Here is a 12,945-nt window from a genome sequence, read left to right as displayed (position 1 = left end):
ATTCCAGAAACTTAGGCCGGGTTTAATATAATGAAAGCCGTTATTATTGCTGCCGGCGCCGGCGCCAGATTAAAGTCTTTAACCGACGAAATACCCAAAGGGCTTATCCCTCTCCTGGGATTTCCCCTTATTAAAAGGGTTATCTGTGCGGTTCGAGAGGCTGGGGTAGAAGAGTTCCTTATAGTCACTGGGTTTGCGGGGGAAAAGCTGAAGTCGAATCTGGGAACAGGCGAAGATCTGGGGGTGAAACTGGAATATATCCATAATCCTGATTGGCGAAAAGGCAATGGGATTTCGGTATTAACCGCCAGAGAAGCTATTGATCCCGCCGAGCATTTTCTCCTTCTGATGTCGGATCATGTCTTTGAACCAGGGCTGGTTAAACAAGTGCGGGAAGAGAAAATGGCGGATGACGAATGCCTTTTGGGCTGCGATCTAAACTGGCCGGCCGTCTATGATCTGGCCGATGCCACCAAGGTTTTGATTAATGAGGGGAAGATTACAGATATTGGCAAAGAGCTGGCTTCTTTTAATGGCGTTGACTGCGGGGTTTTTCTTTGTTCAGGGGCCCTCTTTGAGGCATTGGAGGAAAGCCTCGCTAAGGGTAATGACTCCCTTAGCGACGGGGTCAGGATTCTGGCCAGGGCCGGAAAAATGAGGGCCAAAGAGATAACCGGTTTATTCTGGCAGGATGTGGATACAAAGGAGGACATTAAACACGTTGAGAAACAGATATTAAAGAGACTGACCAAACCTCAGGATGGAATTGTCTCCAGGAAGCTGAATCGTCCTGTCTCGGCCATCTTTACCAGATACCTGGTTAAAATCGGTCTGACCTCCAACCAGGCGACAGTGATTACCTTCCTGATGGCTCTCCTGGCTACTTATCTGATAAGCCAAGGCAGCTTTATTCTGGGAGGGCTGCTGGTGCAACTCTCTTCTATCTTTGACGGCGTTGATGGAGAGCTGGCCCGGTTGAAATATTCATCTTCCTATCTTGGGTCGTGGTTGGATAAGGTCTTTGACCGGATCGGGACCAGCCTTATTACCCTGGCCGCCACCTGGGGCTACTATCGAATCACTCACCATAATCAGCTCTGGACCTTATGCGGCTTAGTTTTCTTAACCAACATCCTCTACTGGACCAGTAATGAAACACTGAGCATTATGGGGATAATAGGGAAAGACCACCCTATCCGGGAGCGAAGATTCAACCGCTGGTTTTTAAAACACGAGCTTTCCCTGGTCTTTTGTCACGACGTGTTTATGTTTGTCCTGGCCCTGGGTATTATTTTGGGCTTAATCGAGCCGGTCTTTTGGCTGATCATAATCTGGCGGAATCTGTATTGGGTGAGTAAATCTTTTGTCTATCAAGATCGGGCCTCTGGCTTCCGAATTGATTCGTAATTTTTTTACTTGACATAACTTGAAGGTTTAGGTATACTGAGATATTATGTTTGAGAGCCTAAGCGAAAAGCTTTCTGCTGTTTTTAAAAATCTTCGACGTAAAGGCAAGTTGAGCGCCAAGGATATTGCCCTGACTTTACGGGAGATCCGATTAGCCCTCCTGGAAGCCGATGTAAATTTTAAGGTAGTAAAGGAGTTTACTCAGAAGATTAAAGAGAGGGCCGAGGGCAAGGAGGTTTTGGAAAGCCTTACACCTGCCCAGCAGGTGGTTAAGATTGTCCATGAAGAGCTGATCGCCATTTTGGGCAAGGCGGCCAGCCAATTAGAGCGGGCGGTTCAAGGGCCGACGGTGGTTATGCTGGTAGGTTTGCAAGGTTCAGGGAAGACCACTACCGTGGCCAAATTAGCTAAATATCTCTCCAACCATGGACATCGCCCCTTAATGGTGGCGGCTGACATCTATCGGCCGGCGGCTATTCATCAACTTAAGGTCCTGGGTGATCATCTCAAGCTACCTGTTTTTGATATGGGTTCTGAAGCTGATCCGGTGGATGTGGTTAAGGCTTCTCTTTCTCGGGCGAAATCGGTTGACTACGATACCCTTGTTCTTGATACAGCCGGCCGGCTTACCTGCGACGCCGAAATGATGGCTGAACTTAGTCGAATAAAGAAGGAAATATCTCCGGTCGAAATCCTCCTCATCCTTGATGCTATGACCGGTCAGGATGCCGTCAATACAGCCGAGGCCTTTAATCGAGAGCTTAGTCTTACCGGCGTTATTCTGACCAAGCTTGATGGTGACGCCAGAGGTGGCGCCGCCCTTTCTATTAAGATGGTGACCGGCTGTCCCATAAAGTTCGTCGGCGTGGGAGAAAAAATAGAGGCCCTCGAACCCTTCTATCCTGATCGAATGGCCGGAAGAATCTTGGGGATGGGCGATGTATTGACCTTAATTGAAAAGGCCGAACGTCAGGTTGATGAAGCTAAGGCCAAAGAGCTGGAGCGCAAACTCCTTTCTCAGCAGTTCACCCTGGAGGACTTCCTGGAGCAAATCCAACAACTTAAACTTATGGGGCCTATCGATCAGATGATTAGCATGATCCCCGGTATGGGGAATATGGTCAAGCTTCCGCCAGGTTGGTCAGGAGAGCGTGAAATGGCTAAGGTGGAGGCAATAATCAATTCAATGACCAGAGAAGAGCGACAGCATCCTGAGATCATTAAGGGAAGTAGAAAGAAGCGGATTGCGGCTGGGAGCGGAACCCAGGTGAATGAGATAAACCGTTTGCTTAACCAGTTTCACCAGGTGAAGTCCTTAATGAAGAATATAGGCAAGAAGGGTAAAAAGGGATTGTTCTCGTTTATAAGATAGTATTACCGATTGCGGATTGCGGATTTAAAATAAGGAGGAGGTGAAAGGATGGTCAAGATAAGACTGGCCCGAATGGGCGCCCAACATAAGCCTTATTATCGAATTGTGGTGGCTGATTCACGGATGCCCCGAGATGGACGATTTATTGAATCCATAGGTTATTATCATCCGGTGGCCAGACCGGTCAGGGAGATCAAGATTGATCAGGAAAAGGCCTGGGAATGGTTGAGGAAAGGCGCTCAACTTACAGATCCGGTTAAGAAGATCTTTGCCCAGGAAGGGGTGTTGAAGCGGTTAAAAGAGCCAATAACCTCGACCCCGGTGATAAAGATAAAGACAGAGATAGGGCAAGAACCTGAGGGGACAGGTGAACCACTTGAAAAATCTGGGTAATCTGTATTCCCAATGAGGACGGAGTAGATACTCGAAACTTAAATTCACAAAAGAGGGATGTAACCGTTCAGGTATAGCTGCACGGATTAGCACGGATAAATAACACAGGACAGAAGGCGGAAGTGTAGGGACAGGGCTTGTCCCTGTCCGTGCTTGTCCATGTCCGTTCCGTAGACGGACAACCACAAGGGTTGTCCCTACAGCCTAAGGACAGACCCGAATCACGGACACGGCTTACGGATTTTCCGTGTTTCATCTGTGTGCATCTGTGGCTGAACGGTTACAGAGGGATAACTGATGAAAGAATTAGTTGATTATTTAGTCAAATCTCTGGTTGATAAGCCTGATGAGGTGAGTATAGCCGAAATTAAAAGCGCCAAAAGTCTTATTCTGGAGCTGAAAGTTGCTCCGGAGGATGTAGGTAAAGTCATTGGCAAGCAGGGGAGAATCATTAATGCTATTCGGACTATTATCAATGCCGCCACTATAAAAAGTCATCGGAGAGTAGTTCTGGAAATTTTAGATTAAGTAGACAGAAGACAGAGGACAGAAGACAGAGGACAGAAGACAGACAGTCCTGACTTCTGACATCTGGCCTCTGTAAGTGAGGGAAGAAAGAAGATGAGAGAAGATATGGTTGCGATAGGTAAGATTGTGGCTGTTCAGGGTAACAAAGGAGAAGTCCGTTTGAATCCATGGACCGATGATCCCAGAAGATTTGAAAATTTAGCCGGGCTTTATTTGATTGATAAAGGCGGCTATCCTGATTATCGAGAGATAGTCGGCATCAGGTACCGAAGAAATCAGGTCATCTTGAGGTTTGAAAGATGTGATTCTATTAATGAAGCCAAAGAGTTGGTTGGGGTTACTGTTTATATTAAAAAGGAAGATCGTCCTGTGTTGGATGAAGATACCTTCTTTATCAGTGATATCCTGGGTATAGATGTCTTCACTGACCAGGGGGATTATTTAGGCAAGGTGACCAACTGTATTGAGACTGGCGCCAATGATGTCTACGAAATTAGCGGTCAACTCCTTATTCCGGCTACCAGAGAAGTAGTTCGAGCGGTAGACCTTGAACGGCGAAGGATGGTTATTCATCTGCTGGAAGGACTTATCTAAAAAATAGATGCGGATTGATATCCTAACCCTTTTTCCTGAGATATGTGAGGGGCCGATTAAACATAGTATTTTGGGCCGGGCCCAAGAGGTCGGGCTCTTACAGGTAGTAGTCACTAATATCCGTGATTTTAGTCATGACCCCCATAAAAAGGTGGATGACTACTCTTATGGGGGTGGGCCGGGTATGGTTTTAAGACCGGAGCCTATCTTTGAAGCCGTGGAATCTCTACTACCAGGGAAGGTTATTTTAATGACGCCGGCGGGAAGGGTCTTTAATCAGGCCTTGGCCAGAGAACTTTCCCAAGAATCTCATCTTATCTTTATTTGTGGACATTACGAAGGCGTGGATGAAAGGGTCAGAGAGGCACGGGTCGATCTGGAATTATCTATTGGGGACTATGTTCTTACGGGGGGTGAATTGCCGGCCCTGGTAATTACCGAGGCAGTGAGTAGACTTATTCCCGGTGTGTTGGGTAATGAGGCATCAGCCATTCAGGATTCCTTTTCCGAACACATGCTGGAGTATCCTCACTACACCAGACCACGAGAGTTTAGGGAGATGTCTGTCCCTGAGGTTTTAGTTTCCGGTCATCATGAGGAGATTAGACAGTGGAGACGAAGAGAGGCCCTTTTGCGAACATTTAAGCGCCGGCCTGATCTTTTAGCCGGGATAGAACTCTCGGAAGAAGAGAAAAAATTTTTAAAGGAGAGTAAGTATGGACATCCTGAGAGAGCTGACCAAGGATCAACTTAAAGAGAATCTGGTCGATTTTAGGCCAGGGGATACCGTCAGGGTAGAGGTGAAAGTAGTTGAAGGCGGCAAGGAAAGGACTCAACCCTTTGAAGGGATAGTAATCAGACGTCGGGGAGGGGGGATAGCTGAGACCTTCACAGTGAGGCGGGTTTCCTATGGTATGGGAGTGGAGAGGACATTCCCCTTGCATTCACCTAATATTGCCAACATCAAGGTTATTTCGAGGGGTAAGGTCCGTCGGGCTAAATTATACTATCTTAGAGATCGACGAGGCAAGGCGGCTCAGGTTGAGAGAAAGATCACTACTCTGCCTACGGTGGCGGCACCTGGGCCTGAGTCGGTAATTACGCCGGTGGTAGAAGAAGCCGCAGTAGAAGCCCAACCCCTCGTGTCTGAAAATGTGGAGTAAGGAGGGGGTAGGGGCGAATGATTATTCGGCCCTATTCTACCCATAAATACTAACGTGACAAGGCAGTAGGACTCTGATGGCAGAAACTAGAACACGGGGCAGTCTCCCTTCCCTTGACTATGAAAGAGAAGCCCGGCAGCAAGGGCGTCGATTAATCGCCGGGGTGGATGAGGCCGGCCGAGGGCCGCTGGCTGGTCCGGTGGTAGCGGCGGCCGTTATTTTACCAGATGATATTAATCTCCCCACCGTAAATGATTCAAAGAAGTTGACCCCCAGACAAAGGGAGCTAGCTTATCAAAATATCTTGGAGGTAGCTTTAGACTGGGGAATAGGGGTGGTTAATGAGGGCCGCATCGACCGGATAAATATCTTACAGGCCACTTATGAAGGCATGCGGGAGGCAATCTTTAACCTAAAGAGTCCTCCTGAATTTATCCTGGTAGACGGCCGGGCTATCCCCGGCCTGAGCATTCCTCAACGGGCCTTAATCAATGGTGACAGCTTGAGCCTGTCCATTGCGGCTGCCTCGGTGGTGGCTAAGGTAATCAGGGACCACATTATGCTGAACTATGATCGGGTGTATCCAGAGTATGGATTTGCCCGGCATAAAGGATACGGAACCAAGGCCCACCTGGAGGCGGTGGCTAAATGGGGGCCATGTAAGATTCATAGGAGGAGCTTTGCACCGATAAAGAGGTCCTTCTCTTAACTCTCAACGCTTAGTGAGGTAAAAAACCATTGTCGCTTTTACTTAAAAAGGGAGGCATCCTAAATCCTTCCACCGGAAATATCGAGGTTTTAGATGTATTAATTAGTGATTCTAAAATCCAAAAAATCGCTTCAGATATTGTGGACGAAAGGGCCTTGGTGATAGAGGCAAAAGATAAATTAGTCGTCCCGGGTTTAGTTGATGTCCATGTTCATTTCAGGCAGCCTGGCCAGGAATATAAAGAGGATATTCATACAGGTTCTCAGGCCGCTGCCGCTGGGGGTTTTACTACCGTAATAGCCGAACCTAACACCTACCCTCCCATTGATACCCCTTCACGACTTAGACGCCTTCTAAAAATGGCCAGGGAACAGAGTCAAATTAATTTCTATTCTAAGGCGGCTATCAGCAAAAAAATGGAAGGAAGAAAGCTGGTAGATGTTAAGGCCTTAAAAGAGGCCGGCGCGGTGGCTATTTCTGACGACGGATATCCTGTCCCCGGCAAGAGATTAATGAGGCACGCCCTTATTAGAGGAGCAGAATATGGAATCTTAGTTAACCCGCATTGTGAAGAATCAGAATTCTACCGCCAAAGAAGGTTAAATAAACTTGGGGAACAGCATCCATTATTTCAGCAGGAACCGTATACTTCTGAAGACGAATTTGTTAGCCGTGATGTGGAATTGGCTGAAGAAACGGGGGCGCCTATTCACATCTCCCATGTCAGTCTGGCTCGAACGGTGGAAATAATTGCTGAAGCCAAGAAAAGAGGCGTTCAGATTACAGCGGAAGCCACCCCCCATCACTTTTTGTTGACCAAAGAAATGGGCAAGGAAATGGGGACTAATGCCAAAGTAAATCCTCCCTTAAGGTCAAAAGAAGATGTAGATGGAGTAAAAGCGGGGCTGGCTGATGGGACTATTGATATAATTGCCAGTGATCATGCCCCGCATTCACCGGTAGAAAAGAACCTCCCCTGGGAAAAGGCCCCTTTTGGAGTTATTGGTCTGGAAACAACCCTGGGCTTGGTTTTAACTTATTTAGTTCGGCCAGGCATTTTAACCTTGAAGCAAGCCGTGGAAAAAATGACTAGCCGGCCGGCTAAGATTTTTGGACTGGATAAAGAGGGCATTGGGAGTTTAACTCCAGGGGAAAAAGCAAATGTAACCATAATTGATCTGGGGAAAAAATGGAAGGTCGATGTGGATAGATTTTACTCCAAAGGCAGAAATTGCCCTTTTAATGGCTGGGAACTTCAAGGCAAGGCAGTAATGACCATAGTGGGAGATAAGATTGTGATGAAGGAAGAGTTTTGAAGGTGATCTATGCCCGTCTCCCAAATTACCGGTGACCGAGAGATAAAGCTCTATGCCTCTCCCTACGAACTTTCTGACTTCTTAAGAAGGGTTAAATTGGGTGAGGTCCTACGGGGACAGATTCGGGATGTCCTGGGCCAGGGAAAGGTGGTGGTTGGTTTTAAGGGTTTTAACCTGGTGGCCGAGACAGGTGAGCTTGACTTCTCACGGGGGGCGGTCTTCTATGCCCAGGTGAAGGCCTTATCACCCAAGGTGGTGGTCAAGCTGGTCAAACCAGGAGAGGAGATGGCGGAAGACGTTATTCGCCCCTTACTCCGCAGCTTTGGTGGTTTGGTTACTAAAACAAAGATCGAGATTGCCAGGGCCTTAACAAAATCCGGCCTGCCAGTGACCAAGGAACTGGTTGATGAGATAGCTAAGAATTTAGCTAAACTTCCGCCGGATAAGAGGAATATCCCGGCCCTTGTTTTTCTTAAGGCCCAGGGAATTCCATTATCCTCCCGACACGTGGCGGCCGCGAAGTTTCATCTCTTTGATCAGGCTGGTCTGAGCCAGAGACTGTCACGTTTATTAAATCTGGTAAACCAAAGAGACTCACCTGGCCTTGATCCCTTACTTAAAGATGAGATTGCGGCTACGATTAACCGGCTTTTCATTAAGCCCGGTCAGGCTGACCTGATAGATCAGCTTAGAGGGTATTTAGCCAGACTGGGCGCCGACTATGAATATCAAATAGTCAGATACCATAAAAAGGTGAGAAAGAGCCTTAAGGGTCAGCTTCTTCGGCTCAGGTCGGAACTGGTTAAAAGTCCTGACTTAGCTTCTTTGCTTGCCTTGACCGAAGAAATATTGGGCCAAATCCAGGCCATCCAGTTGATTAATGACGGGGAGAGAAGAAAGAGCTTCTACCTGCCTATCCCCCTTCAATTCCCCCAGGGAGTAGAGGAGGCAGAGCTTAAGATTTCTCGAAACCCAAACCGCCAACGGCCCATTGATCCGGATGATTTCCACCTGGCCCTTCTGCTTAACACCTCAAACCTGGGGCCGGTCCAGATGAAGGCCAGACTCAAAAGAAAGGTATTTACCGGCCATTTCTGGCTTTCAGATCAAAGAGCCAACCGGTTTGTTTCTGCCCATATAGGTGAACTGGGAGAAAGACTCGATGCCCTGGGCTATTTCGTAGGTGGGATCACCTGTTCCGTCAAAAAAGCCGGTTCAGGCGAAAGGTTTCGAGTGGAAGAGCCTACCGAAGATTATGCGCTTAAGGGAATAGATGTTAAGGTGTAGATGACAGAAGATAAAAAAGCAGCGGCCTTAAGATACGATGAAGAAAGGGAATCGGCCCCCCGGGTAATAGCCAGGGGGGAGGGAACCGTAGCGGAAGAGATTATTCGCCTGGCCAGGGAGTTGGATATCGCTATTTATGAAGACCCTGACCTGGTAGAGATATTGGCGGCGTTGGAGGTGGGCCAAGAAATCCCAGAAGAGCTTTACCAGGTGGTAGCTGAGATTCTGATTTTTATCTATGAAATGAATGAAAGTTGTGGGAGATGAGCGGGTGACCAAAGAGGAATTAATTGAATATTGGGTTAGTTCATCAGATAGAGATTTTAAGACTATGGAAAATCTGGTCAAAAGTGAAGACTATTTATGGGCTTTATTTATCGGACATCTGGTGGTTGAAAAACTGTTGAAGGCATATTATGTAAAAATGGTGGCCGATAATCCTCCCTGGATACATCAGCTACTTCGATTGGCAGAGAAAACGGGTTTATCCTTGACGGAGGAACAAAAGGACGCCTTATTACTCATAACGACCTTTAACATCAATGTTCGATATCCAGATTATAAACACGAATTCTCTAAGAAATGTACGAAAGAGTATACAGAAACCAATGTGGGCAAGATAAGGGAGTTACGCTTATGGCTCAAAAAACAAATTCAGGCATGATTATGAAAATTATTATTAAATATCTTGAGCTTCTTCGGAAGAATAATATCTCATTTGAACAGGTGTATCTTTACGGATCTTATGCTAAAGGAACTGCCCGGGAAGATAGTGATATAGACTTAGCCATTATTGCTGAAGAATGGCTGCCTGACATCTTTGAGGCTCAATTGGAATTAATGAAATTAGGCCGAAAGGTTGATACCCGAATAGAGCCTCATCCCCTCAGAAAATCTGACCTTGACCAAACAAATCCCTATATTCGGGAAGTGGTAATAACCGGGAAAGAGATAAGGGATTAAGAGGATAAGCCGATGCGTTTTTTTAACACGGCCGGGCCGGTCAGGAGCGAGGATCATTATTGTCTGCCGCCTTTAACCAGATTCGATCTGAATGAGATATTAACTCTCATTGACCAGAAGAAATACTTTGTGCTGCACGCCCCGCGGCAAACAGGTAAGACCTCATGTCTACTGGCCCTGATGGACTATCTGAACAGGGAGGGCAAGTATCGCTGCTTGTATGTAAATGTGGAGCTGGGGCAGTCTGCCAGAGAAGACGTCAAGGAAGGGATGAGGGCAATTCTGGGCGAGATGGCCTTCCAGGCTCGTAATTTTCTGCAAGACCCATTCTTAGACGAAATCTGGTTTGAGGTGCTAAATAAACAAGGCGGAAGCGGGGCATTAAAAGAGGTCCTCAGCCTCTGGGCGCAAGCAAGCCCCAAGCCCCTGGTTCTCCTGATGGATGAAATCGATGCCCTGATAGGAGACACCCTCATCTCGGTCTTACGACAGTTGCGGGCAGGGTATTCTAATCGTCCGTGCCTTTTTCCCCAAAGCATCGTCTTGTGTGGGGTGCGGGATGTGCGCGACTATCGCATCCACTCTGATCGCGAAAAGGCGATTATCACGGGAGGCAGCGCCTTTAATATCAAGGCTAAGTCCTTGCGTTTAGAAAACTTTAGGCAGACTGAAGTGGAAGACCTCTACGCCCGGCATACTCAGGAAACTGGCCAGCGATTTGAACCTGCCGCGCTTAATCTGGTATGGGAGCTAACCCAAGGACAACCCTGGTTGGTTAATGCCCTGGGTTATGAGACGTGCTTCGAGCTATCGTCAACTCGGGATCGGTCAACCACTATTACGGCTGAGATGGTGGCAGAGGCAAAGGAGCGGCTCATCCTGCGCCGCGATGTCCACCTTGACCAGTTAGGAGATAAACTCAGTGAGTCGCGGGTGCAACGGGTAATCAGCCCCATGCTGCAAGGAGAAGATCTTGACCGGTCTGTCCATCAGGATGATATTCAATATGTGGTAGACCTGGGCTTAGTGAGGCGGACCGAGTTGGGCTTACAAGTCGCCAACCCCATTTACCGCGAAATCATTCCCAGGGAACTCAATTTTATCTCTCAGTTGAACTTTGAAAGTTCTTTTCAGCCATCGTGGTATATTCTCTCTGACGGCCGCTTGAATATGGAAGAGCTTCTGTCCGCCTTCCAGGAATTTTTCCGCGAACATTCGGAGCACTGGGTAGAACGGTTCGACTACAAGGAGGCAGGGCCACAACTCTTGTTACAGGCTTTTCTCCAACGGATTGTCAACACTGGGGGGCGGATCGAGCGAGAGTTCGGCCTGGGCAAAATGCGGACAGACTTGTTGATTATTTGGCCTTACCACTCGGGTGTGCAGAAGATAGTGATAGAACTTAAGATCCTTCACAAGTCACAGGAAGAAACCATATCCCGGGGACTTAAGCAAACGTGGGAATATATGGACCGGTGTAAGGCTGAAGAAGGACATTTGGTCATCTTCGATCGGGAAACCGACAAAAGTTGGGAAGAAAAGATCTTTAAGCGGGTAGAGAGTTTTGAGGACAAAAAGATCATCGCTTGGGGGATGTGACCTTAATCCATGACGGATGCCTTCGCGCTTTAGCTTTTGGGCAGGTGGTTGATCCTAAATGAGGTGTAACTATTCAGCCACAAAGTGCTATTATTGGTAATCTTTGTGCCTTAGTGGCTGAATAGTTACCATGAGGTGGAGATGAGCCAGGAAGGAATAGCACTGGGTGAAGAGGGTGAAGAAGAGACCGTAACATACCTGAAAAAAAGAGGCTATACTATCCTGGAAAAAAACTACCGCTGTGAATTAGGCGAGATAGATATTATTGCCCGGGAAAAGAACTATATGGCCTTCATTGAGGTCAAGACAAGAGAAAGCCTAAGTTACGGTCTTCCCCAATTAGCCGTGGGGAAAAGAAAACAGAGACAGATATCGAGGGTGGCTCTCTATTATCTGACGGAGCAGGGTCTTTTAGGAAAAGCTGACTGTCGCTTCGATGTCGTGGCGGTTACTAAATCGGATAAAGGCGAGCAAATTGAATTAATCAAAGACGCCTTTCGATTAGAAGGAAGTCATTATACTTTCTAACAGTAGTTGGGCGGCAGCGGCGTTACCGTGTCGGCTGCATAGCAAATCGCGTTCACAGTTGTGTCCAACCAGTCGGGCAACCTGAGACTCTGAAGCGGAAACCGCCATGAGCAAATGGACAGTTCACGACCGTTATGGCAACACCATCTACTTCACAGAAGAACGATGGCAGCACATTTTAGAATCCCACCCGGAACTGGAACCATTCTTGGACCTGTTCCTCGACACACTGCGTACCGGACGCCGCCACCAAGACTCTTTGATTCCCAACGAGTACCGGTATTACCAGCAGTTCGATGAGCTGCTGCCGGAGAACAATCACCTGGTGGTCATCGTGATTTTCAAGATGCGCCTGGATGAAAACGGTCAGTATGTGCCCAACAACTTCGTCGCGACCGGCTGGGCCAAGTATATCCGGCCGAAAAGGTGAACCCATGAGTGCACTCAACCTCCACCAGACAGAAACCACGGCGAGCGATGGTACGACGGTGCGGCTCGTCTATGACCCCGAAGCGGACATTCTGGAACTCTTTTTTGGCGCGAACGAACCGGCTACGGGAGTCGAGCTAACTGACCAGATCATATTGCGTCTCAACAAGAAAAGCCAACGGGCGATCAGCTTGATGGTGCTCCACTTTTCGATTCTGGCGGAACATACGGAATACGGGCCGCGTAGTTATCCCTTAACCAAGCTCAATGAAGTGCCCGCCGATCTTCGGGAACTGGTACTCCACCTGATCACTTCCGCACCAGTCAATCAGTTCTTGAAGCTCTCGCATTTTCAGGCCTCGCCCACCAAACGGATACCTTTGACCTACGTGGAATCGTCGCCCATCGTGGCTGCGGCGCGATTGTCATCCGTCAGTGCGTGAGGCACCGGAAACGGGATAGGTAGGTTCACGAAGGGCTGCCGCCCAACACCGTGTGGAGCCGACGCCCACCCTTGCGTTTTTTTGTAACGTGTTATGCCTGCGGTGGCTTCGGTAGTTCAGGCAGGTCTCCCCAGAGACGGCGGGTGGGCGCGGCTCACACCAACCGTTCAGCCGGCCGCGGCGCGGGCGGCGGAGAGGCGCGGCGGGGGGCGCC

Annotated in this window: 16 protein-coding genes and 1 pseudogene; all 17 read left to right on the top strand. The window is 48.2% G+C overall.

The genetic code is table 11. The features are described 5' to 3' along the window. Positions 1-30 precede the first annotated feature (30 nt). A complete protein-coding gene (locus AB1797_04650) occupies positions 31-1,407 on the top strand; it encodes a sugar phosphate nucleotidyltransferase (protein ID MEW5766901.1) in 1,377 nt (458 codons plus the stop codon). Positions 1,408-1,450: 43 nt separating this feature from the next. Then, positions 1,451-2,779 (top strand): signal recognition particle protein, encoded by a 1,329-nt coding sequence (ffh, locus tag AB1797_04645; GenBank protein ID MEW5766900.1) that lies wholly within the window; start codon positions 1,451-1,453, stop codon positions 2,777-2,779. Between the two features lie 48 nt (positions 2,780-2,827). Beyond that, positions 2,828-3,172: a 30S ribosomal protein S16 gene (gene rpsP / locus AB1797_04640; protein MEW5766899.1), complete on the top strand. Its 345-nt coding sequence runs from the start codon at positions 2,828-2,830 to the stop codon at positions 3,170-3,172. A gap of 297 nt (positions 3,173-3,469) precedes the next feature. Continuing rightward, positions 3,470-3,700, top strand: coding sequence for a KH domain-containing protein (locus tag AB1797_04635; GenBank protein MEW5766898.1), 231 nt, complete (start codon positions 3,470-3,472; stop codon positions 3,698-3,700). A 93-nt stretch (positions 3,701-3,793) separates the two neighbouring features. Next, entirely contained in the window at positions 3,794-4,294 is a 501-nt protein-coding gene (gene rimM, locus AB1797_04630; protein ID MEW5766897.1) for a ribosome maturation factor RimM, read from the top strand. Between the two features lie 7 nt (positions 4,295-4,301). Then, positions 4,302-5,048 (top strand): tRNA (guanosine(37)-N1)-methyltransferase TrmD, encoded by a 747-nt coding sequence (gene trmD / locus AB1797_04625; protein ID MEW5766896.1) that lies wholly within the window; start codon positions 4,302-4,304, stop codon positions 5,046-5,048. After that, positions 5,011-5,340, top strand: a pseudogene (rplS, locus tag AB1797_04620) (50S ribosomal protein L19). Before trmD ends, rplS begins: the two are co-directional and overlap by 38 nt. 193 nt (positions 5,341-5,533) lie before the next feature. Then, the gene (locus AB1797_04615) at positions 5,534-6,166 is read left to right on the top strand and encodes a ribonuclease HII (GenBank protein MEW5766895.1); all 633 of its coding nucleotides are present in this window, start codon (positions 5,534-5,536) and stop codon (positions 6,164-6,166) included. Between the two features lie 29 nt (positions 6,167-6,195). Beyond that, positions 6,196-7,482 carry a dihydroorotase gene (locus AB1797_04610; protein ID MEW5766894.1) on the top strand — a complete coding sequence of 429 codons (1,287 nt, stop codon included), beginning with the start codon at positions 6,196-6,198 and terminating at the stop codon, positions 7,480-7,482. A 9-nt stretch (positions 7,483-7,491) separates the two neighbouring features. Beyond that, positions 7,492-8,769: a flagellar hook-length control protein FliK gene (locus tag AB1797_04605; protein ID MEW5766893.1), complete on the top strand. Its 1,278-nt coding sequence runs from the start codon at positions 7,492-7,494 to the stop codon at positions 8,767-8,769. Then, positions 8,770-9,036 carry an EscU/YscU/HrcU family type III secretion system export apparatus switch protein gene (locus tag AB1797_04600; protein MEW5766892.1) on the top strand — a complete coding sequence of 89 codons (267 nt, stop codon included), beginning with the start codon at positions 8,770-8,772 and terminating at the stop codon, positions 9,034-9,036. It abuts the gene before it with no gap. Further along, positions 9,017-9,433, top strand: a complete 417-nt coding sequence (locus AB1797_04595) for a HEPN domain-containing protein (GenBank protein MEW5766891.1) — start codon at positions 9,017-9,019, stop codon at positions 9,431-9,433. Before AB1797_04600 ends, AB1797_04595 begins: the two co-directional genes overlap by 20 nt. Continuing rightward, on the top strand, positions 9,406-9,732 hold the full coding sequence (locus tag AB1797_04590) for a nucleotidyltransferase domain-containing protein (protein ID MEW5766890.1): 327 nt from the start codon (positions 9,406-9,408) through the stop codon (positions 9,730-9,732). The genes AB1797_04595 and AB1797_04590 overlap by 28 nt, the downstream gene beginning before the upstream one ends. Positions 9,733-9,744: 12 nt before the next feature. Next, complete coding sequence (locus tag AB1797_04585) at positions 9,745-11,331, top strand: ATP-binding protein (GenBank protein ID MEW5766889.1); 1,587 nt, start codon at positions 9,745-9,747, stop codon at positions 11,329-11,331. A 141-nt stretch (positions 11,332-11,472) separates the two neighbouring features. Then, positions 11,473-11,859, top strand: a complete 387-nt coding sequence (locus AB1797_04580) for a YraN family protein (protein ID MEW5766888.1) — start codon at positions 11,473-11,475, stop codon at positions 11,857-11,859. 106 nt (positions 11,860-11,965) lie between these two features. Then, positions 11,966-12,289, top strand: coding sequence for a hypothetical protein (locus tag AB1797_04575; GenBank protein ID MEW5766887.1), 324 nt, complete (start codon positions 11,966-11,968; stop codon positions 12,287-12,289). 4 nt (positions 12,290-12,293) lie between these two features. Next, positions 12,294-12,731 (top strand): DUF2283 domain-containing protein, encoded by a 438-nt coding sequence (locus AB1797_04570; protein ID MEW5766886.1) that lies wholly within the window; start codon positions 12,294-12,296, stop codon positions 12,729-12,731. Positions 12,732-12,945 lie beyond the last annotated feature (214 nt).

This window comes from bacterium, from assembly GCA_040753085.1.
Classification (GTDB): Bacteria; UBA9089; JASEGY01; order JASEGY01; family JASEGY01; genus JASEGY01.
Note: the sequence above shows the minus strand (reverse complement) of the source record. Positions and strands in the feature narration are given on the sequence as shown.